We start from the raw sequence: 19483 nt of genomic DNA, 5'->3' as shown, positions 1-19483 counted from the left end.
GTTGTCATTGATCCCTCGTCGAGCCCGGGCCTCCCGCCAGGCCAGGAACGTTCCGGAAGGGGATCTTTTGACTAGTAACTTTTGTGAAACGGATATCACTTGGGCTACTGGTGCTAACTATACGGTGGCGATCCGAGCCGGTGTCAACCTTCAACTGGGTTGCCTGGATGTCTACTTCATGACCTGGGAGTATGCGGGTGGAGGCCGGTGATTTGAAAGGCATATGCCAAGCTTCCGGCGATAATCGGGGCCGACCGGCGGGCATTTCCCGGATTTCACGGCCACGCCGACCAGGGAATGTCACACCGGGTGATGGCTGCGGCGCGCTGCGGAATCGGAGATCCGGTGGATCGCATAAATGGTCCGGTGGGGGATTTCCGAGAGGTCCGGCCGTCACGCCCCTGCCCGCCGCACGCCTCGCACGCCCCCGCGCGCCGCTACCCGCTGCGGGTGGCGGTCGGTGACGGTGTGGAAGTCCCCGTAGAAGGGGCCGGCGGCGTGGGCGTAGTCGGGCAGGTGGAGGTAGATCAGGGCGTCCACCTCACGCCGGAGCTCCTCGGCGATCCGGGCGTCGCAGACGGGGGCCGCGAGGAGCAGACGGCCCGGGCGGTCGGCGAGGAGCGTGCGCACGGCCGTGCGGGCGGTGAGGGCGTAGGTGAGGCCGTCCGAGACGAGGACGGCGGTGCGGCCCCGGACGCGCAGGGGAGCGCCCGTTCGCGCTTGAGGCTGGCGCCGACCTCGATCGGGGTGAGGCCGAGGCCCTTCAGGGAGTCGTGGTCGAACAGCGGGGGGTCGCCGTCGGCGACGGCGCCGATCGGGCGGTCGTGGCCGGGCACGCTCAACTGCCGTACCACGGTGGCGTCCAGAGGGGCGCCCAGTCCCTCGGCGACCTCGGCGGCGACGGGCAGTCCGCCGGGGGCCAGAGCGAGGACGACCACCTGGCCGTCGCTCCGGTCGCCGACGAACGGGGCCACCGCCTCGGCGAGCCGGCGGCCGGCGGAGACGCGGTCGAGGAATCGCACGGGTCCGTCCTCCTTCTCCCTGCGCCACAGTGCCTGGGTACGTGCGGAGAGCGGGATCGACGCTGCGCGGTCGCGGTGGCGGGAACCAAGGCGAGGGCGGTGGCCCGGGCCGGGTGGCTGGGGATCGCCGGCAGTCCCGTTGCAGGAAAGTGGCGGCCGCGGCCGATGCTCTGGATGAGCAGCGCGACGGCCTCGCGGCAGCTGGAGCGAGTTGCCCGATCTCCCCTCAGTGCTGCGGGAGTTGGGTGAGATCGAAGACGGCTGTCACCGGTGCGTGGTCGGACCAGCGTTCGGCGTGGGAGGCGGGGCGCTCGACGTACGCCTTGGTGCAGGTGTCCGCGAGTTTCTGACTGGCCGTCAGGAGATCGATCCTCCAGCCGGAGTCGTTGTCGAAGGCGCGGCCGCGGTAGGACCACCAGGAGTAGGGGCCGGTGGTGTCGGGGTGGAGGGCGCGGACGACGTCGACGTAGCCGGCTTCGTCGTAGACGCGGGAGAGCCAGGCGCGTTCCTCGGGGAGGAAGCCGGCGGCCTTCTGGTTGGACTTCCAGTTCTTGAGGTCTTCGGGGCGGTGGCAGATGTTCCAGTCGCCGCAGACGACGACCTCGCGGCCGTCGGCGGCGGCGCGGGTGCGCAGGGTGGTGAGGTAGGCGAGGAACTCCGCCATGAAGCGTTCCTTCTCGTCCTGGCGCTCGGTGCCGACCTCGCCGGAGGGGAGGTAGAGGCTGGCGACGGTCAGGCCGGGCAGGTCGATCTCGATGTAGCGGCCGGAGCCGTCGAACTCGTCGGAGTCGAAGCCGATGACGGTGCGCTGGGGCGCCTGGCGGGAGAGGATCGCCACGCCGGCGCGGCCCTTGGCGGCGGCGGGGGCCCAGACGGCGTGCCAGCCGTCGAGGTCGCGCAGCTCGACGGGGAGCTGTTCCGGCTCGGAGCGCACCTCCTGGAGGCAGATCACGTCCGCCTCGGTGCCGGCGAGCCATTCGACGAAGCCCTTCTTGGCCGCCGCACGGATTCCGTTCACGTTCACTGTCGTCACCACGGTCACTCGGGCAGCCTACCGGCTGGGTCGGTGCCGGGACTCGTGACACGGTCGCGTCGGGGTGGAGCGGGGGCCCCCGACGTGAACACGGCATGAAGATGCGCGGGCTCCGCATCGTGCGCCGTCATTGGTCTTGACCATCTCCGGACGGAGCCCCTAGGGTCGCTTACTGCAAGGACCTTTAATAAAGAAGGACGGATAAAAGCCCGCTCTCCCACCTGCCGCAACAGCGGACAGCGGGCCGGAGATCCGCCCTCGTCGCAGGGCAGGCCGGAAACAGGTGGAGGACACGGTGGGGACGACAGGACAGCTCTCGGCGGTGCCGGAGCCCAAGTACTGGCACCTGCGCACGGTGCTTCTCAAGGCCATCGACACGGAGTTCTCCACCGGCCAGGTCCTGCCCAACGAGCGCGAGCTGTCCGCCCGCTTCGGCGTGGCCCGGGCGACGCTGCGCCAGGCCCTCGACCAGCTGGAGCTGGAGGGCCGCCTGGTGCGCCGCCGCGGGATCGGCACGCTGATCGCCGCCCCGCGCGTGGGTGTGCCGGTCAACCGGCAGGAGGAGGGCTGGCCGGGCGCCGTCCGCAGCCACTCCTGGCGCACGGTCGACTGCACCACCTCCCCGGCCTCCGCGCAGCTGGCGAAGGGCCTGGGCGTGGCCGAGGGCGCGACCGTCCACACCGTGCGCCGGGTCCGGCTGGTCGAGGGCCGGGCGGTGGCCAGCGAGTCGCTGCACGTGCCGGCCGCCGCGCTGCCTCACCTGCCGGGCTTCCGGGCCGAGAGCGACCGGGCCCGCTCGGTGCTGCGCCAGCTGGAGCGCCTGGAGGTCGACGGCGAGTCGCGTGCGGTGGAGCTGGGCGTGGCCGAGGCCGAGGAGGCGGCGCTGCTGGAGCGTCCTCCGGGCTCGCCGGTGCTGGTCATGACCACCCAGTACGCCGCCGCGGGCCGCCTGGTCGCGCTGGCCGTCTCCACCTACCGTGCGGACACCTGCAAGCTGACCTTCGGCGAGACGGGCCTGGTCGAGGTCACCCCGGTCGGTGCGGCGGAAGGCGTCCGCAGCGCCTCCTGAACCACTTCCCGAAAACCCTCAGGGCGAGGCCCGCACACCAACCGGTGTGCGGGCCTCGGCCGTTGGGGGAAGGCCGTTGCGGGGAGGCCGTGGGGGGAGGCCGTCGGGAGGCTCCTAGAGCCGCGGCGGGTCCACCGCGAAGAGCTGGTCCTCGACGTGGTCGAGGGCGACGCGCAGGGCGCCCATGGCGACGACCTCCGAGCCGAGCGCCGCGAGCGCCACCTCGGGGGCGCGCAGGGTGAACTGGGCGAGGCGTTCGCGCAGCGGCTCCAGGACGCCGTCGAGGCCGGCGGCCCAGCCGCCGATGACCACCAGCTGCGGGTCGATGGCCAGGACGAGCGCGGCGACGCTCTGCACGAGCCGGGTGAGGAAGCGGTCCATGGCGACCTGGGAGACCTCGTCGCCCTCCCGGGCCAGGCGCAGCACCCGGGCCACGGCGGCCTCGTCGAGCGGGTTGAGCGGCTTGCCGGTGGTGGAGAGCAGCCGCTCGGGGGTGACCTCCTGGCCGAGCAGGTGGAGGGCGCCGATCTCGCCGGCCGCGCCGCCGTAGCCGCGGTGCAGGCGGCCGTTGATGAGGGAGCCGGCGCCGGGGCTGAGGCCGGCCATGACGAAGACGACGTCGTCGGCGCCGACGGCCGCGCCCTGCCAGTGTTCGGCGATGGCGGCGAGGTTGGCGTCGTTCTCGATGAGGACGGGGCAGCGGAAGGAGCGGCGCAGCCGGGTGCCGAGGTCGAGGCCCGTCCAGCCGGGCATCGCGGTGCCGAGCCTGATGGTGCCCTCGCGGTCGACGATGCCGGGGGTGCCGACGCCGACGGCCCACAGGTTGTCGCGGGAGATGGCGCCCTTCCTCAGCACCTCGGCGACGGCGGTGCGGACGGCGGCGAGGCGGTCCTCGGCCTCCAGGGTCTCGTCGACGGGCTTGAAGTGACTGCCCACCACCTCGCCGGTGAGGTCGGCGAGGATGACGCGGATGTCGTGCACGCCGATCTCGATGCCGAGGATGTGCCCGGCCTCGGCGCGGAAGCGGAACCAGCGGGCGGGGCGTCCGCGGCGCCCGCTGGTGCCCGGCGGGCAGTCCTCGCGCGGCTGCTCCACCTCGGCGACCAGGCCGGTCTCGACCAGGCCCTCGATGACGCCTTCGACGGTGGGCCGGGAGAGCCCGGTCTCGCCGACGAGTTGGGTGAGGGTCACCGCGTGGCCCGTCCGCAGCGCCCGCAGCGTGACCGCCGCGTTGATGCGCCGCAGGAGTGAGGAGTCTCCTCCGGTGAGCCGATCCGCCAAGGCGTTGCCCTTCGCCGTTCGCGCGACTGCCCTGGCGCGCGATGTCGAGTGCGCGGAGACCAGTCGTGACGGCCCGCGGGGATGCACCACCGGATCGCGGCACGGCGGCGCGGGGCCGCCTGCGCGGGGGCCGGAGGACTGTCCGGAGCCTACCCGGGGGCGGGCCCGCGCGGCGAGGATTCCCGCAGCTCATCCGGGCTTCGGTATCGAAATGGTACGGATCGGGTGGCAGTGTGTGATCCGGGCTTCACCGCGCGGCCACGAGGCTCGGGTACGGGGGCCCCGGCGCGGCTTCTGACCAGCGCGAACGGCCGACGGGTGGCGGCCGACGTGCCCCAGCCCCCAGCCCCCAGCCCCCTGCCCTCAACCCCTGCCCTCACTCCGCCCGGGCGACGAACAGCCCCAGCCCCAGCGGCGCCATCGGGTGCCCGGCGCCGGGCAGGCCGAGGACCTGCGGGCAGCCCGCCCGCGCGAGCGCCGTGCGCCAGACCTGGTCGGGTGCGGCGCCCGCCCCGCGCGCGTCGCCGGTGATGAGCAGGTCCAGGTGTTCGGCGACGGGCGCGAGCAGCAGCAGCCGTCCGCCGGGGGCGAGCAGGTCGACGAGCGCGGACGCCTCCTCCTCGGGCCCGGCGGTGGTGGTGGCCACGACCAGGTCGTAGCGGCCGCCGTCCGGGGCGAGGTGGTGCTCGGTGTGCCGGCGGGGGCGGGAGGCCAGGGCGCGGGCGACGGTGGTCTCGACGCCCTCGCGGTCGAGTTCGAGGACGCGCAGCGGCTGCGGCCCGTCGTGGGCCTCGGCGCGGGCCTCGGCGCTGCTGCGCACCAGGGCGCCGAGCACCGCGCCGAGGTAGCCGCGGGCGGCGGCCCAGCGCAGGGGGGCGGTGTACGGGCGGGGCGGTTCCTCGCCGGTGATGAGGCGGGGCAGCCGGGTGGCGCCGCGCCGTACGCGCTCGAGGGCGGTGGCGGGGCCGAGGCCGTCGGCCCAGGCGTCGGTGGCGGGGCGCCAGGCTTCGCGGGCGTCGGCGGCGGTGAGGGCCGGGGCGCCGTGGTAGAGGGGGCCCCGGCGGGTGATCAGGCCGTGGCGGGTGAGGGCGTCCAGCCAGCCGCGTACCCGGGGGTTTTCGGCGGGGGTGACGAGGGCGGCGGCGAGGATCTCGGCCTCGTGGTGGCCGTGGGCGGGGTCGGTGAGGACGCCGGCCTGCTGGAGGGTCAGGAGCAGGGAGGTGAGGACGGCCCGGTCGAGGTGGGCGCCGAAGGCGCGGGTCTGGTCGGCGGTGAGGCCGATGGTGTACTTCCAGGCGGCCGCCTCGGCGGCTTCCGCGTCGGCGCGCAGCCGGTGGTCGGCGTTCTCGTCCTCGTTCTGCGGGGCGCGGACGTGGGCGAGGACGGCGCCGAGCGCGTCGACGGCGGCGTACACGTCGTCCTGGCGGGGTTCGGGGCCGACGTGCAGGATCAGCCGCAGCGCGCGCAGGTCGTGGCCGGGGAGGCCGGGGCGGCCGCTGAGCCGCCACAGCAGCGGGGAGGGCAGGCTCAGGTGGGTGGTGCCGGTGGCGGCGAGGGCGGCGAGCTGCTCGTCGGGCTGCTGCTCGGGGTCGCCGCAGTGGACGGTGCCGCCGGCGAGGAGGGTGGCGAGGCCGAGTTCGACGGCCAGTTCGGTGGTGGGGTGCAGCACGGTGTGCCGGATGGGCGGCGGGCCGAGGACGCCCGCCCAGTGGCGCAGCCGGGCCTCGGCGGTGCGGGCGGCGGCGGGCGCGAGTGCGGCGTGTGCGGCGACCCGTTCGGCGAGGGCTCTGGGCAGGCCGCCGGGAGGGGAGACGCCGAGCAGCAGGCCGATGCCGCTGATCGCGCGGCCGTCGGCGACGACGGCGGGCCGGTCGCCGAGGTCGCGCAGCGCGCTGACCAGGGCAGAAGTCGAGGACACGGTTCACTCCGGGGTGCGGGGGAGAAGCCGCACTACTGAACCATGCGGCCGGGGCGGGAGAGGGGCCGCGTGGGTCAAATTTCCGTAATGATTTTCATATCGGCCAACCGGGTCGAGGGGAGGACTTGAGGCAAAGTTGCCGGAACTTCTCATTCCGGAACGATGGTCGGTGGTCTTGACAGGCAGGCCGGGGGCCGGTTTACCTGGCCCTGACCCACTCTGACCGAACGACCGGTCGGCGACGGGCCGGCTGTCGACGAGCCTGGTCGGCCGACGAGAAGGCGAGAAGGCGAGAAGGAGCGACGATGCGACGCCTCGGCGAGCCCCTGCCCCCCGCCCTGCTCGACGCCGGCGAGCGCCTGGGCCCGGACGAGCTGCGCGCCCACCAGCTCACCCGACTGAGGGCCGCCCTGCGCCACGCGTACGACAACGTCGAGCTCTACCGCCGCAAGTTCGACGCCGCCGGAGTCCACCCCGAGGACTGCCGCACCCTCGAGGACCTCGCCCGCTTCCCCTTCACCACCAAGGCCGACCTGCGCGAGGGCTACCCCTTCGGCATGTTCGCCGTCCCGATGGCCGACGTCCGCCGCATCCACGCCTCCAGCGGCACCACCGGCCGCCCCACCGTCGTCGGCTACACCGACGCCGACCTGTCCATGTGGGCCGACGTCGTCGCCCGCTCGATCCGTGCCGCCGGAGGGCGGCCCGGCGACAAGGCGCACATCGCGTACGGCTACGGCCTGTTCACCGGCGGCCTCGGCGCCCACTACGGCGCCGAACGGGCCGGGTGCACCGTCATCCCCGCCAGTGGGGGCATGACGGCCCGCCAGGTGCAGCTGATCCAGGACTTCCGGCCCCAGATCATCATGGTCACCCCCTCCTACCTGCTCACCCTGCTCGACGAGTTCGAGCGCCAGGGCGTCGACCCGCGCACCACCTCGCTGCGCATCGGCATCTTCGGCGCCGAGCCGTGGACGGAGGAGATGCGCCGGGAGATCGAGGACCGACTCGACCTGCACGCCGTCGACATCTACGGCCTCTCCGAGGTCGTCGGCCCCGGCATCGCCCAGGAGTGCGTGGAGACCAAGGACGGCCTGCACATCTGGGAGGACCACTTCTACCCCGAGGTCGTCGACCCCTTCACCGACGAGGTGATGCCCGAGGGCGAGGGCGGCGAACTGGTCTTCACCACCCTCACCAAGGAGGCCCTGCCCGTCATCCGCTACCGCACCCGCGACCTCAGCCGGCTGCTGCCCGGCACCGCCCGCCCGGCGTTCCGGCGGATGGAGAAGGTGACCGGGCGCAGCGACGACATGATCATCCTGCGCGGGGTGAACCTCTTCCCGACCCAGATCGAGGAGATCCTGCTGCGCACCGACGGCGTCGCGCCGCACTTCCAGCTGCGGCTGAGCCGGCGGGGGCGGATGGACCACCTGACGGTGCGGGTCGAGGCCCGCCCGGAGGCGCCGGGGCCGGTGCGGGAGGCGGCGCGGGCGGAGGTCGTTCGGGCGGTCAAGGACGGGGTGGGCGTCACCGTCGAGGTGGAGGTGGTGGAGCCGTACACGCTGGAGCGGTCGGTCGGGAAGATCAAACGGGTGGTGGACGAGCGGAGTTGAGCCCGTCGGGTGGTCGGGCGCCGGAGGCGGACGGCTGTCCGGGGGGTGGATTCGTGCGCCTCCGGCGACTACAGCAATGTAGACGCTCGATGGCGGTGACGTCCACCCCGGGCCGCCCCCGGGCTGCTTCCGGGCCGCCCTCGGGTCGCTCCCGGGTCGCTCCCGAGCCGCCCCCCGTCCGGTGGGCGCCCGGCCACGCAGCGTGCGCGGGCACCTCCGTACGGGCCCTATGCTGCGGGCATGCCGAGTGAGCTGCGAACCCTCTCCGATCTCGACTTCATCCGGAGCGCGACCGAGCTGAAGCCCGTCCCGTTCGTCCCCGAGATCAGCCTGCACATGGCCGAGGACGCCATCGCCCTGTGGGAGACCACCGAGCGGCAGCGCGGGGAGGCCGGACTGGCCCCGCCGTTCTGGGCGTTCGCCTGGGCGGGCGGGGTCGCCGTCGCGCGGTACGTGCTGGACCATCCCGAACTCGTCGACGGGCGGGCGGTGTTGGACATCGCCGCCGGTTCCGGACTGGTCGGGATCGCCGCCGCGCTGCGCGGGGCGAGGGAGGTGAGCGCCGCCGAGATCGACGCCTACGCCGTCGCCTCGATCGGGCTCAACGCCCGGGCCAACGGGGTGCGGGTGGACGCGTCGCTCGTCGACCTCGTCGACGGCGACGGCGCTCCCGCCGAGGTGGTGCTCGCCGGGGACGTCTTCTACGAACGGGCCATGGCCGCCCGCTTCCTGCCGTTCCTGGAGCGGGCCGTCGCGCGCGGCGCCACCGTCATCGTCGGCGACCCGGGGCGGGCGTACCTGCCGCGCGAGCGGTTCACCGCCGTCGCGGCGTACCAGGTGCCGGTGGTCGCGGACCTGGAGGACACCGAGGTGAAGACAACCACGGTGTGGCGCCTGGGGTGACCGCTCACCGGAATTCAGAGGCGGGCAGGGCGGGCGGCCTGTTAGAACAGGCCGACATGACCTCCGAGATCGTTCTGCGCCCCGCCACCCCCGACGAGATCCCCGCGCTGCTCGCCCTCTGGGCGCGCGCCGCCAAGGGCACGAGCATCACCGACGACGAGGCGGGCGTGGCCGCCCTGCTCGCCCGCGACCCGGAGTGCCTGATCGTCGCCGCCCCGGCGGACGACCCGGGCCGCCCGATCGGCACGGTCATCGCCGGCTGGGACGGCTGGCGCTGCCACCTCTACCGCCTCGCCGTCGACCCCGGCCACCGCCGCCGGGGCATCGGCGCCGCGCTGCTCGAGGCCGCCGAGGAACGTTTCACCGCCCTCGGCGGCCGCCGGATCGACGCGATGGTGCTGGACGACAACGAACTCGGCCACCGCACCTGGAAGGCCGCCGGCTACCGGCCGGAGGCCCGGTGGAGCCGCTGGGTCAAGCCGCTGACCGCCTAGCCGCTGACCGCCCAGCCGTTCACCGCCCAGGCCCGGACGGTGCCTAGCCGCGGAGCCCGGCCATCCAGGCTTCGACCTCGTCCGAGCGCCGGGGCAGGCCCGCGGAGAGGTTCTCGTTGCCGTCCTCGGTGACGAGGATGTCGTCCTCGATGCGTACGCCGATGCCCCGGTACTCCTCGGGGACGGTCAGGTCGTTCTCCTGGAAGTAGATCCCCGGCTCGACGGTGAGGACCATGCCCGCCTTGAGCGGCCCGTCGACGTGCTCCTCCGTGCGGGAGTGCGCGCAGTCGTGGACGTCCAGGCCGAGCATGTGGCCGGTGCCGGCGAGGGTGAAGCGGCGGTGGAGGCCGAGCTCGTACACCTTGTCGGCGCTCAGGTCGCCGAACAGGCCCCAGGAGGTGAGGTGTTCGGCAAGGCGGCGCTGGGCGGCGTGGTGGAAGTCGCGGAAGTCGGCACCGGGCCGTACGGCCGCGATGCCCGCCTCCTGGGCGTCGAACACGGCGTCGTAGACCTTGCGCTGCAGCTCGCCGAAGCGGCCGCTGACCGGGATGGTGCGGGTCACGTCGGCGGTGTAGAGGCGGTTGGTCTCCACGCCCGCGTCGAGCAGCAGCAGGTCACCGGGGCGGGCCTGGCCGTCGTTGCGCACCCAGTGCAGGGTGGTGGCGTGCGGGCCGGCGGCGGCGATGGTGCCGTAGCCGATGTCGTTGCCCTCCAGGCGGGCGCGGACGAAGAAGGTGCCCTCGATCAGGCGCTCGGGGGTCGGGGCGTCGGTGCCGAGGACGCGCACGACGTCCTCGAAGCCCCGGGCGGTGGCCTCGCAGGCGAACCGCAGCTCGGCGATCTCGAACTCGTCCTTGACCAGGCGCAGTCCGGACAGGTGGACCTCGAACTCCGCGTCCCGCTCGGCGGTCGTGCGGCCCTCCAGGGCGCTCTCCACCCCCGCGTCGTGGCGGCGCAGCACCCGGGCGGGGGCAGTGGAGGCGGCCAGGTCGGCGGCGAGGGTGCGCACGTCGCGGCAGGGCAGGCCCAGGAGACGCTCGTTCTCCGTCAGGCTGTTGCGGCGGCCGTCCCACAGCTCGCCGTGGTTGTCGAGCCAGAACTCGCCGTTGTCCACGGAGGATCGGCCCCGCAGGTAGGCGACGGCGAGGTGCCCGCTCTCGCCCGTGGGCTCCAGGACGAGCACGGCGTCCTGGGTGAGGTCGCCGGTCAGGTAGACGTAGTCGGAGGACGGGCGGAACGCGTAGTCGCTGTCGTTGGCCCGCACCTTCGGGTTGCCCGAGGGCACCACCAGCAGCTCGCCCGGGTACGCGGCCGACAGCTCGGCGCGGCGGCGGGCCGTGTGCGCGGCCTGGGGGATCGGCTCCAGTTCGTGGCGCTCGGTGTCGGCCCAGCCGTGCTTCATGCTCTCGGCCAGCTCCTCGGTCACGCCGCGGGTGAGGCCGTTCTTGCGGTACTTGATGGGCGGAGTGGCGGTGGGATCGGTCATCCTGCGGCTCCTGACGAGGGCGGGTGGTGAGAGCGGATGGTGTCGCGACGCGTTTCGCTACGCTGACCTGCCTGCCACGGCCGCGTGCAGACGCACCGTACGGTATAGCGAACAGTGTCCGGAGAGAAGAGGTCGAGCGTGAACGACTCCGAGAGCTCGGTGAAGGGCGTCCTCGCCGCCAACCTCAAACGGGTACGGGCGCAGCACGGCCTCTCCCTCTCCGAACTGTCCCGCCGCGCCGGGATCGGCAAGGCGACGCTCTCCCAGCTGGAGTCCGGCGCCGGCAACCCCACCCTGGAGACGGTGCTCTGCCTGTCCCGGGTGCTCGGCGTGCCGATCTCCGACCTCGTCGAGGCCCGGCCGGCCGCCGAGGTCACGGTGGTGCGCGCGGCGCAGGCCCAGGTGCTCAGCGGACAGGGGGTCGACCTGCGGCCGCTGCGCCGGATCGATTGCGGGGAGGCGGTGTTCGAGGTCTACGACCAGTTGGTGCGCACCGGCACCCCGCAGGACTCCGGCGGCCACAGCGGCACCGAGCACACCGTCGTCCAGGCCGGGCGGCTGGGCGTGCGGGTGGACGGGCGGGCGTTCGAACTCGGCCCGGGCGACTATGTCGGCTTCGACGCGGCGCTCCCGCACGCGTACACCGCGCTGGGCGGGGAGCCGGTCCGCTCGGTGCTGCTGCTCGAGCACCGAGCCGGGCAGCGGCTGCACCTGGCGGAGGGGGACGGGCGCGGGTGCGGGGCGGGCGGCGAGGGGTTCGACTGAGCGGCGGATCGTTCGCTTTAGCGAACGTTATCCTGGGCGCGGCGGCGCCGGTAGTAGTGCGCCGTCAGGACCCCCAGCAGCGGGCCCCAGGCGGCCAGCGGCCAGTACGCCCCGAGGAAGACCGCCTGCTGCCAGCCGCTCTCGTGCAGCCCGGTCTGGCCCGTGCCGTCGATCCGGTGGCCGAGACTGATCATCGTCAGCGAGTACGGCCACAGCAGGGTGTTCAGCGCCGCCCCGAGCCCCGCCGGGACCACGGCCGCCAGGACCGGCACCCGGCGCCCGCCCGCCCACGGGATCCACCGCGGCCACACCTCGCCCCACTCGCTGACCAGCCCGACCGCCAGGAACGCCAGCGCCTCGCTGACCGCACTCAGCCCGATGACGTACCACCACTCGAACCCGAACCACTCAGGCGGCGCGGGCGCGTCCGCCGGCACCTCCATCAGCGGCAGCCGCAGATCCACCGCGAGGATGCGCCACAGCCCGGCCGGCAGCACCGTCAGCGAGGTGGCCCAGGCCGCCCGCACCGCCCACCGGGGCACCCCCGCCGCCGGGCGGCCGTGCAGACGGGCGAGAAGGGTGTGCGAGGTCATCGGGAACTCCTGCGGACGAAGCGCTGGTTGACGCCTCGACGATCCCGCGCGGCGACGCCCACCGGCATCCGCCGCCGGAACGGCCCGCCTCACCCCGCAGGGGGAGGGCGTCTCAGGTGCGGACGGCCGCGGGGAGGACGGAGACCCTCTCCGCCGTCGCCCCCGAGGACCTGCGCGCCGCGATCCGCGCCCTCACGGCCGTGAACGCGGCCCCCGCGCCGTGACCGCCGGGGGCGCCGTGACCGTCGTGACCGTCGGGGTGGAGGGATCGGCGGGCTCCTGGGCGCCGAACATCGGGAGGCAGGGCGGGAGTCCGTCGACCGTGACGGGGAGGCTGCGGTGCGCCTGCCAGTGGGCGCGGGGCAGTCGGAGTCGGCGGTTGGTCACCGGACGGCCGCGGACGGTGTGCTGCTCGACGCCGTCGGGGAGGTAGCCGAGCTTGCGGGACACAGCGAAGGAGGAGGCGTTGTCCTCGAGCGCACCCGACCGGGCCTCGCGGGCGCCCAGCCCCTCGAAGGCCAGGTGCAGCACCGCGGCGCGCATCTCCGTGCCGATGCCCCGGCCCTGGTGCCGCGCCCCGAGCCAGGAGGCTGTCTCGACCTCGCGCAGGACGCCGAACTCCCGTGCCGCGAGCGTCTGCAGCCCGACGACCCGGCCCTCCTCGAACACCGTCAGGTTCAGCGCCCAGTCCCGCGGCGACCAGTTCCCCCGGCGCAGCCAGTGGTGGCGCACCACCGACTGGGCCCGTTCCGCCGGCGGGAGGTCCGTCCACGGCACGAGGAACGGCATCCGGTCCGGCTCGTGGACGCCCTGCGCCGCGAGGTCGGCGAGGGCCGCCAACTCCTCGTCGCCGGGCAGCCGCAGCTCCAGGCGGGGGGTGGTCAGGCGCAAGCCCAGCAGGGGCCAGTGGTCGATCAGCATGGGCCATTGTCGGCGGCGAAGGCCGGGGAGGGCATCCGATTTCCGGGTGCGGACATGGGTGGAGCCCGGCTTCGCGCCCCGGCCTGCGGGGTGGGCGAAGTCGGGCCCCGGGTGACGCGGGGGCGGTCGGGACGGGGGAGTGCCGGGCCGCCGCCGCGTCGGCTCGGTGGTGTCAGCCGGCGTGCGGGATACGCGGCGGGGCGAAGTACCACTGCTGGGAGGCGGTGTAGTTGCAGGTGAAGAGCTGCAGCTGGTTGCCGTTCGAGAAGTTGCCGCCGGGGACGTCCAGGCACTTGCCGGACTGCGGGTTGATGAGGACGTTGCCCTCGTAGCGCACCCAGCGCTGGGCCCCGCTGCCGTTGCAGTCCCACAGCTGGACCCGGGTGCCGTCCGCGGTGCCGCTGCCGCTGACGTCCAGACACTTGTCGAGCGCGGAGAGGGTCATGCCCATCCCGTCCGCCTGGTCGGTGCCCGACCAGTTCTGGGCGCCCGAGGCGTTGCAGTCCCAGATCTGCACCGGGGTGCCGTTGGCCGAGTTGCTCGCCTGCACGTCCAGGCACTTGCTCGTGCCGCCCACGCTGACCGTGCCGCTGGTGTTGGCGCTCGCCGTACCCGGCATCGCGGTGATCGCGATCGCGGCCGCCGCCAGCGCGCCCAGCACGTGGCGCTTGCGTACGAGGTTCCTCATGGTCGTCCCGTCCTCTCTCAGGTGTGTGCCGCCGGTGTCCTTCGCGGCGCTGAGGAGGACTCTGGGGGACGGGCGTGGACGTACGATCGACGCCCGCGTTGACGATCCGTCTACGGCCCGGGGCTACGTCACGGCCAGGACCGGCCCGAACTGGGTGCAGTCCGCCCGCTGCCCCGGCGTGACGACCGGGGACAGCGGGCGGCTCCTATCGCGCCGTGGCCCGGCGTGGGAGCTCCCGGCCGGGTGCGGGCGGCAGCCCGATCCGAGCCAGGTCGGTGCGTTCGGCGACGGGTGCGCCGGGGGACTTCGCGTGCTTGGCCGCATCGACGGAACCGGGTCCGTGGATGGTGAGTTCGAAGTCCTGGTGCGCCTTGGCGTCCGGAGCGAGCGGCAGGCGGATCCGCCCGTCCGCGACCAGACGGCGGACCTCGGCCCGGCTCAGGCCGAGACCGAGCTGGAGCAGCCGCTCCACCCGGACCGGCGCGGGCAGCTCGAAGCGCACCTGCACCGAGAGCGGGTTCGGGTCGTCGAGCGCGTACAGCGGCATCCGGGTCTCCAGCTCCCACGTCCCGGTCCAGTCGAGCCGGTAGCGGTTCTTCGCCGCGAGCGACGCGCTCGTCACCAACTCCCTTACCGATGCCTGGCTGTTGATCTCGTACGCCACCAGTCGGGCCGGGTCCAGCGCCGAGACGTGGACGCGTTCGTGGACGGGCACCTTCGAGGTGCGGTCGCAGGACGCGCAGCTCAACAGCAGCCAGACGTCGAGCAGCTTGCCGCTCGCGTTGACGCGGATGTTCCCCGAGGCGCGGTGCCGCATGCCGGGACAGTCCGGGCAGGACCGGATGACGGTGGGCAGGGCGCACTGACGCACGGCCCACAGGGCCTTGCGGTCGGTATTCATGTGTGTTCGGTGCTTTCAGGACTCAGCAGGAGGGCATGCCGAACTCGCTCGGCGGCTCCCGCTCTCTGACGGATGCTCACGAGGGGCGCGACACATCGCCCCGGGGCCGGGTCGTCAGGCTCCGGGGCGATGGGTCGCGCGACAGGCGCGTACTACGTGGCAGTCATCAAAAGTCCATGCGGGCGATCATGATCGAAACGGCGACCCGCGACAACCGAATTTCCCCGTGCTCTCGGCCGGCGGTCGCGTCCTGGGCCGCGACCTTCTCGGGAGCCGGCTGCCGCGCGGGGGTCCGCAGCAGGGCGCCGATCGCGACGTAGACGGGGAAAATGCCCGGGCCCGTGGCCGTCTCGTCGAAGCCGAGCACCTGGTGGAGCATCGGCATCCTCGTCGCCGCCGCCCACGGGCCGGTCCTCAACCAGGACGTCCCGCTGTCCGGCCTGCTGCTGGCCGTCATCCCGGTGCTTCGCCGGTCACGCGCAAGATCGGCAGCACTTTACCCCGATGACCCCGAGGCGCCCCCGCGGACCTGGGAGGGCAGGCGGCCGTAGGCGCGGCGGTACTCCTGGGAGAAGCGGCCCAGGTGGGTGAAGCCCCAGCGCAGGGCGATCTGGGTCACCGTCTCCTCGGTGCCGCCGCGGGCGGCCGCGAGCAGGTCGTGGTGGACGCGGTCCAGGCGCAGGCGGCGCAGGTAGGCCATGGGCGTGGTGTCCAGGTGCGTCCGGAACCCCTGACGCAGGCTCGACACGCTGACCCGGGCCGCGCGGGCGATGTCCGCGACCATGATCGGCTCGTGGGCGTGCTCGGCGCAGAAGGCGACGGCCCGGCGTACGGCGGCGGGCGCCGCGGCCGGAGCGGCGCCCAGGGCGGAGGGGCGCACCAGGTCGTGCGGCTGGAGGTCGAGCAGGCCGTGGACGAGCAGCCGCTCGTGGTGCCGCCCGGCCAGCGGTGAACGGGTGAACAGGCCGCTGCCCGTCGCGCGCACGTACGCGCGGGCGAGCTCCAGCCAGGCGGCCATCGCGTCGCCGTCCTGGTCCAGCGACGGGTCGAACCGCACGGCCGCGCTGCTCGGCTCGCCCCGGCGCGCGGTCACCGCCTCGTCCACCACCTGGCGGGAGATCAGCAGCACGTGGTTCACGCACCCCCGGTCGTAGGACATGGCGAGGTGCTGGCCCGGCCCGGCGATGCTCAGCCGGGTGGAGAGCGGGCGGCCGTCCACCGTGACCAGACCCGTCCCGGTCAGCGGCACCTGCAGGCTGTACAGGTCGGGCAGTTCGCCCGGCACGACGTCCACGTCCGCGCCCCAGCCGAGCTCGTACACCGACACCTCGCCGCGCCAGTGCCGCACGAGCCGCCCGCCGGAGCCGTCACCGCGGCGCACCCGCAGCTTGTGCGGCGCGAACTCCGCGGCCACCGCGTCGTGCAGGTCCCGTACGTCGCCGCCGCTGAAGAGCACCGTCGCCATGGCGCCTCGCCCCTGCCCGTCTCCCGGTCCGCTGCCGGGCGCAGCGGGTGCGGGAGCACGCTACCCGGCCGGATAGGGTCGTAGCCGATCCACCTGCAACCTCGGCCGGGGCCGGACGTCTCATCAGATGAGGGCGGCGGACTCACTCCTTCGTCAACACATCATCAGAACAACGCTCTTTCGGGGGAGATGCGCGAGCGCGTATCCGTGACACCCCCGGCCCACGGCATCCCGGGCCGTTCACAGCGGCCCGTTCCTGCCGTCATCCTGTAACGACCCGCGCCGTTTCACGAAAGCGAATTGACATGACAGATACGGCTCCGTACGCAGCCGGCGGCCTTGTCGAGGCGTCCCCCGACGCGCGGCCCGTACCGTCGTCCGCGGATCGGTCGTCCGCCGATCCGGGGACCGGCGGACCGGCGACCGGCGGGCCCCGTGGCCGGGTCGCCCGCTGGGCGGCGAAGCGCTACGTCCCGCCGCTGGCCGAGATCGCGGTCAGCGCCGGGGTCGGTGTCGGATTCATGCTCCTGTGCACGCAGATCAGCGTCAATCCGATCATCCGGATCGGCCAGGTGAGCGGCCTCGCCAAGGTCCAGCAGTACGCGGCGGTCCTCGGTATCCCCCTCCTCGCCGTGCTGCTCCTGCTCGCCTACCGGGGCCAGCTGCGCCACTACCGCACCGCCCAGCGGCTGGTCTGCGCCGCCGTCGCGGGCCTGGGCACCGGCGTCGTGGCCGGCGGCATCGCCGTGGCCCTGAACGGTACCCCGTGGGGCCTCGGCGGGCAGGAGGGCGACCCCGGCAACCTCATCGGCATGGCCATCGACATGATGCGCGGCAAGGGCCTGCCGGGCGTCTACCCGCCGCTGTTCCCGGCCCTGCTCGCCGTCTGGGCCAAGCTCTTCCACCACGGCAGCGTCGGCACGGGCCACGCGCTCAAGGACCTGCAACTCCTGCTCAGCGCCCTGGTCGGGCCCATGACGTACGCCGCCTGGCGTCTGATGCTGCGCCCGTTCTGGGCGATGGCCGTCGCCGTACCGACGTCGATCGTCTTCCTCGACCCGATCCGCCCCTACAGCCACGGCGCCATGCTGGTGCTGCTGCCCCTGCTGGCCGCCTGCTTCCGGGAGATCCGTCGCTCCGGCGAACTCCCGGCCCGCACGGCGGTTCGGCGCGGGCTCGGCTTCGGCGCCGCGTTCGGTGTGCTGTTCCTCTGGTACTCGGGCTGGTTCATCTGGGCGGCGCCCGGCGCCTTCGTCCTCGCCCTGCTGCTCTTCCCGTGGCGCCGGGGCGGGGCCGTCCTCAAGCGTGCCGCGCTCTTCGCGGGGACGGTGCTCGTCACCGCCGGGGTGATCGGCTCGCCGCTGCTCTACCAGCTGGTGCGCCTCGGAGCCACGACCACGGACCGCTACGCCTACATCAACACCTACATCGACCCGGCCTACGTCATGGGCTGGGCCTCCGACCGCGCCGGCCTGCAGGACTACCACAACTGGCCGGAGTCCGGGGAGCTGGCCGGCCAGACGGGCTTCGGGGTGCTGCTGCTCCTGGGTGCGGGCGTCGCGGTGGGCCTGGGCCTGCGCCACATCGTCGTACGGACCGTCGGCTTCGTCCTCGCGGGCGCCTGGCTGCTGCGCTTCTGGTTCGCCTCCCACATGGAGGAGAACCAGGCCGTCCAGCTGTACCCGCGCACGACCTGGATCATCTTCTACTGCCTGCTCGTCCTGGCCGTCCTCGGCGCGATGCTCGCCTACGAACGCGGATTCGGCTGGCTGCGGGGCGTGTTGGGCGAGGTGGCCCCGGAGCGGACCGCTCGGATCATCGCACCGCGGGCGACGGCCCAGCTGGCGGCCGGACTGGTGTGCGCGATCGCCCTGTTCGGGGCCATGGGCGGCTCCTGGTCCGCCAACCGGTTCATGCCGTCCACCAACCCGGGCGTCGAGGACATGGGCCTGGACGCGCTGCGCGCGCACCTGCTGGCACTGGAGAACGGGGAGTGCCCGGAGTACTCGCCGCTCAAGGGCAAGGCGGCGTGCAGCCCGGCCAACCGGGGGCTGTCCCAGTACGTCACCGGGCCGGACGAGAAGAAGCTCTGGTGCGGCGACGCCTGGAGCCAGCGGGACATCGTGTGCGGACGTTCGAAGGACTGACCTCCTTCGTACGGCGCCGGGCCCCGGGAACTACGCAAGTAGTGCCACTACTTGCGTAGTTCCCGGGGCTTTCGGCCGTAGCGGGCCGCGTCGGAGAGCCGGGCGAGGAGGACCTCGGCCCGGTCCGGGCGTGGCCGGGGTCGCGATTTTCAGAAAGCTTCCAGCTGGAATGATCTGGGCCCCGGTGCGGTTGACCACTGGGAAGGTGCGGCCATGGAAGGGGCACGATGCGGATTCTGATCGTCGGGGCCGGAGCCACGGGCGGGTTCTTCGGTGGGCGGCTGGCGCAGGCCGGGCGGGACGTCACGTTCCTGGTCCGCGAGGGGCGGGCCCGGGTGCTGCGGGAGCGGGGGCTGAGGATCGTCGGGCTCGGCGAGGAGACGGTGATCGAGCCGCAGCTGGTGACGGCGGGCGGGATCGAGGGCCCCTACGACCTGGTGCTGCTGACGGTCAAGGAGGCGGGCCTGGCGGGGGCGGTCGAGGACATCGCGCCGGCGGTCGGGCCGCGGACGCGGATCGTGCCCGTGCTCAACGGGCTGCACCAGATCGACGTCCTGGTCGAGAGGTTCGGCGAGGAGGCGGTGCTCGGCGGGGTCGCGCTGGTGATGGCCAAGCTCGACGAGAACGGCGACGTCGCGATGCTGGCGGACATGGGCAGCCTCGTCCACGGCGTGCGCGGCGGCCGTACGGACGCGCGGGTCGAGGAGGTCCACGAGGCGCTGTCCGGCGCCGGGTTCAGGACGGCGCTCTCCGAGTCGATCGACGCCGCGATGTGGTCGAAGTGGGCCTTCATCGCCAGCCTCGGCGCCGTCAACGTGCTGGGCAACGGCACGGTCGGCGAGGTCGCGGCCGCGCCGGGCGGCGCGGAACTCGCCGAGGCCGTGGTCGCGGAGGCCGCCTCCGTCGCGGCGGCGGCCGGGTACCCCATCCCCGAGGCGGACCTGGCGCGGACGCGCGCGATGGTCACCAAGCAGGGCTCCGACGACACCTCCTCGCTGTTCCGGGACCTGAGCGCGGGCCTCCCGGTCGAGGCGGAGCAGATCTTCGGCGACCTGGTGGCACGGGCCGAGGCGCTGAACGTGCCGGTGCCGCTCCTTGGCGCGGTGGCCGTCCGCGTGCGGGTCCACAACGCCCGGAGTTGAGCCGCCGACTTCCACTCCTCGGTCGCCCGCTGCTGTCCT

The 19483-nt window shown here is 73.5% G+C and carries 19 protein-coding genes; 7 read left to right on the top strand and 12 right to left on the bottom strand.

Annotation, left to right across the window (positions count from 1 at the left end):
• Positions 1 to 393: 393 nt before the first annotated feature.
• From IH61_RS47335 to IH61_RS0130745, 3 genes are all read right to left on the bottom strand, one after another.
• Complete coding sequence (locus IH61_RS47335) at positions 394 to 540, bottom strand: hypothetical protein (RefSeq protein ID WP_158845443.1); 147 nt, start codon at positions 538 to 540, stop codon at positions 394 to 396.
• Positions 528 to 1022, bottom strand: coding sequence for a hypothetical protein (locus IH61_RS41750; RefSeq protein WP_051838383.1), 495 nt, complete (start codon positions 1020 to 1022; stop codon positions 528 to 530). The genes IH61_RS47335 and IH61_RS41750 overlap by 13 nt, the downstream gene beginning before the upstream one ends.
• Positions 1023 to 1248: 226 nt before the next feature.
• Complete coding sequence (locus IH61_RS0130745; RefSeq protein ID WP_107057277.1) at positions 1249 to 2064, bottom strand: exodeoxyribonuclease III; 816 nt, start codon at positions 2062 to 2064, stop codon at positions 1249 to 1251.
• A 286-nt stretch (positions 2065 to 2350) separates the two neighbouring features.
• Between IH61_RS0130745 and IH61_RS0130740 the strand changes: the two genes are divergently transcribed.
• Positions 2351 to 3124 (top strand): GntR family transcriptional regulator, encoded by a 774-nt coding sequence (locus IH61_RS0130740; RefSeq protein WP_031075815.1) that lies wholly within the window; start codon positions 2351 to 2353, stop codon positions 3122 to 3124.
• Positions 3125 to 3238: 114 nt separating this feature from the next.
• Here IH61_RS0130740 and IH61_RS0130735 read toward each other — a convergent pair whose 3' ends face one another.
• Together IH61_RS0130735 and IH61_RS0130730 are read right to left on the bottom strand one after the other, a co-directional pair.
• The gene (locus IH61_RS0130735; protein ID WP_031075813.1) at positions 3239 to 4405 is read right to left on the bottom strand and encodes an ROK family transcriptional regulator; all 1167 of its coding nucleotides are present in this window, start codon (positions 4403 to 4405) and stop codon (positions 3239 to 3241) included.
• A 376-nt stretch (positions 4406 to 4781) separates the two neighbouring features.
• Positions 4782 to 6323 carry a hypothetical protein gene (locus tag IH61_RS0130730; protein WP_031075812.1) on the bottom strand — a complete coding sequence of 514 codons (1542 nt, stop codon included), beginning with the start codon at positions 6321 to 6323 and terminating at the stop codon, positions 4782 to 4784.
• A 305-nt stretch (positions 6324 to 6628) separates the two neighbouring features.
• Between IH61_RS0130730 and paaK the strand changes: the two genes are divergently transcribed.
• From paaK to IH61_RS0130715, 3 genes are all read left to right on the top strand, one after another.
• Complete coding sequence (gene paaK / locus IH61_RS0130725) at positions 6629 to 7939, top strand: phenylacetate--CoA ligase PaaK (RefSeq protein WP_031075810.1); 1311 nt, start codon at positions 6629 to 6631, stop codon at positions 7937 to 7939.
• 240 nt (positions 7940 to 8179) lie between these two features.
• Positions 8180 to 8842 carry a class I SAM-dependent methyltransferase gene (locus IH61_RS0130720; protein WP_031075809.1) on the top strand — a complete coding sequence of 221 codons (663 nt, stop codon included), beginning with the start codon at positions 8180 to 8182 and terminating at the stop codon, positions 8840 to 8842.
• A gap of 56 nt (positions 8843 to 8898) precedes the next feature.
• The gene (locus IH61_RS0130715; protein WP_031075807.1) at positions 8899 to 9336 is read left to right on the top strand and encodes a GNAT family N-acetyltransferase; all 438 of its coding nucleotides are present in this window, start codon (positions 8899 to 8901) and stop codon (positions 9334 to 9336) included.
• Between the two features lie 43 nt (positions 9337 to 9379).
• Here the strand turns inward: IH61_RS0130715 and IH61_RS0130710 are convergent, their stop codons facing one another.
• A complete protein-coding gene (locus IH61_RS0130710) occupies positions 9380 to 10822 on the bottom strand; it encodes an aminopeptidase P family protein (protein ID WP_031075805.1) in 1443 nt (480 codons plus the stop codon).
• 138 nt (positions 10823 to 10960) lie between these two features.
• On the opposite strand from IH61_RS0130710, the gene IH61_RS0130705 reads away from it, so the two are divergent.
• Entirely contained in the window at positions 10961 to 11587 is a 627-nt protein-coding gene (locus IH61_RS0130705; RefSeq protein ID WP_031075803.1) for a helix-turn-helix domain-containing protein, read from the top strand.
• Positions 11588 to 11604: 17 nt separating this feature from the next.
• Here the strand turns inward: IH61_RS0130705 and IH61_RS0130700 are convergent, their stop codons facing one another.
• From IH61_RS0130700 to IH61_RS0130670, 6 genes are all read right to left on the bottom strand, one after another.
• The gene (locus IH61_RS0130700; protein ID WP_051838382.1) at positions 11605 to 12180 is read right to left on the bottom strand and encodes a hypothetical protein; all 576 of its coding nucleotides are present in this window, start codon (positions 12178 to 12180) and stop codon (positions 11605 to 11607) included.
• Between the two features lie 192 nt (positions 12181 to 12372).
• Positions 12373 to 13101, bottom strand: coding sequence for a GNAT family N-acetyltransferase (locus IH61_RS0130690; protein WP_078911517.1), 729 nt, complete (start codon positions 13099 to 13101; stop codon positions 12373 to 12375).
• Positions 13102 to 13273: 172 nt separating this feature from the next.
• The gene (locus IH61_RS0130685) at positions 13274 to 13789 is read right to left on the bottom strand and encodes an RICIN domain-containing protein (RefSeq protein WP_031075797.1); all 516 of its coding nucleotides are present in this window, start codon (positions 13787 to 13789) and stop codon (positions 13274 to 13276) included.
• 205 nt (positions 13790 to 13994) lie between these two features.
• Positions 13995 to 14690: a DUF1062 domain-containing protein gene (locus IH61_RS0130680; protein WP_031075794.1), complete on the bottom strand. Its 696-nt coding sequence runs from the start codon at positions 14688 to 14690 to the stop codon at positions 13995 to 13997.
• Between the two features lie 166 nt (positions 14691 to 14856).
• Positions 14857 to 15069, bottom strand: a complete 213-nt coding sequence (locus IH61_RS0130675) for a hypothetical protein (RefSeq protein ID WP_158845440.1) — start codon at positions 15067 to 15069, stop codon at positions 14857 to 14859.
• 117 nt (positions 15070 to 15186) lie between these two features.
• Positions 15187 to 16155 carry an AraC family transcriptional regulator gene (locus IH61_RS0130670; RefSeq protein WP_051838381.1) on the bottom strand — a complete coding sequence of 323 codons (969 nt, stop codon included), beginning with the start codon at positions 16153 to 16155 and terminating at the stop codon, positions 15187 to 15189.
• Between the two features lie 305 nt (positions 16156 to 16460).
• Here IH61_RS0130670 and IH61_RS0130665 point away from each other — a divergent pair, with 305 nt between their 5' ends.
• The gene (locus IH61_RS0130665; protein WP_031075789.1) at positions 16461 to 18302 is read left to right on the top strand and encodes a hypothetical protein; all 1842 of its coding nucleotides are present in this window, start codon (positions 16461 to 16463) and stop codon (positions 18300 to 18302) included.
• Positions 18303 to 18529: 227 nt separating this feature from the next.
• The gene (locus IH61_RS0130660) at positions 18530 to 19444 is read left to right on the top strand and encodes a ketopantoate reductase family protein (RefSeq protein ID WP_031075787.1); all 915 of its coding nucleotides are present in this window, start codon (positions 18530 to 18532) and stop codon (positions 19442 to 19444) included.
• Positions 19445 to 19483: the final 39 nt, after the last annotated feature.

It is taken from the genome of Streptomyces sp. NRRL WC-3742, from assembly GCF_000720635.1.
GTDB lineage: Bacteria > Actinomycetota > Actinomycetes > Streptomycetales > Streptomycetaceae > Kitasatospora.
Note: the sequence above shows the minus strand (reverse complement) of the source record. Positions and strands in the feature narration are given on the sequence as shown.

What these genes read in the sequence shown, in the direction of transcription:
- IH61_RS0130670 (WP_051838381.1), bottom strand. Translation starts at nt 16,155, where the DNA reads ATGGCGACGGTGCTCTTCAGCGGCGGCGACGTACGGGACCTGCACGAC.
- IH61_RS0130685 (WP_031075797.1), bottom strand. Translation starts at nt 13,789, where the DNA reads ATGAGGAACCTCGTACGCAAGCGCCACGTGCTGGGCGCGCTGGCGGCG.
- IH61_RS0130715 (WP_031075807.1), top strand. Translation starts at nt 8,899, where the DNA reads ATGACCTCCGAGATCGTTCTGCGCCCCGCCACCCCCGACGAGATCCCC.
- IH61_RS0130665 (WP_031075789.1), top strand. Translation starts at nt 16,461, where the DNA reads ATGACAGATACGGCTCCGTACGCAGCCGGCGGCCTTGTCGAGGCGTCC.
- IH61_RS0130690 (WP_078911517.1), bottom strand. Translation starts at nt 13,101, where the DNA reads ATGCTGATCGACCACTGGCCCCTGCTGGGCTTGCGCCTGACCACCCCC.
- IH61_RS0130700 (WP_051838382.1), bottom strand. Translation starts at nt 12,180, where the DNA reads ATGACCTCGCACACCCTTCTCGCCCGTCTGCACGGCCGCCCGGCGGCG.
- IH61_RS0130710 (WP_031075805.1), bottom strand. Translation starts at nt 10,822, where the DNA reads ATGACCGATCCCACCGCCACTCCGCCCATCAAGTACCGCAAGAACGGC.
- IH61_RS0130720 (WP_031075809.1), top strand. Translation starts at nt 8,180, where the DNA reads ATGCCGAGTGAGCTGCGAACCCTCTCCGATCTCGACTTCATCCGGAGC.
- IH61_RS0130675 (WP_158845440.1), bottom strand. Translation starts at nt 15,069, where the DNA reads ATGCTCCACCAGGTGCTCGGCTTCGACGAGACGGCCACGGGCCCGGGC.
- paaK (WP_031075810.1), top strand. Translation starts at nt 6,629, where the DNA reads ATGCGACGCCTCGGCGAGCCCCTGCCCCCCGCCCTGCTCGACGCCGGC.
- IH61_RS0130680 (WP_031075794.1), bottom strand. Translation starts at nt 14,690, where the DNA reads ATGAATACCGACCGCAAGGCCCTGTGGGCCGTGCGTCAGTGCGCCCTG.
- IH61_RS0130660 (WP_031075787.1), top strand. Translation starts at nt 18,530, where the DNA reads ATGCGGATTCTGATCGTCGGGGCCGGAGCCACGGGCGGGTTCTTCGGT.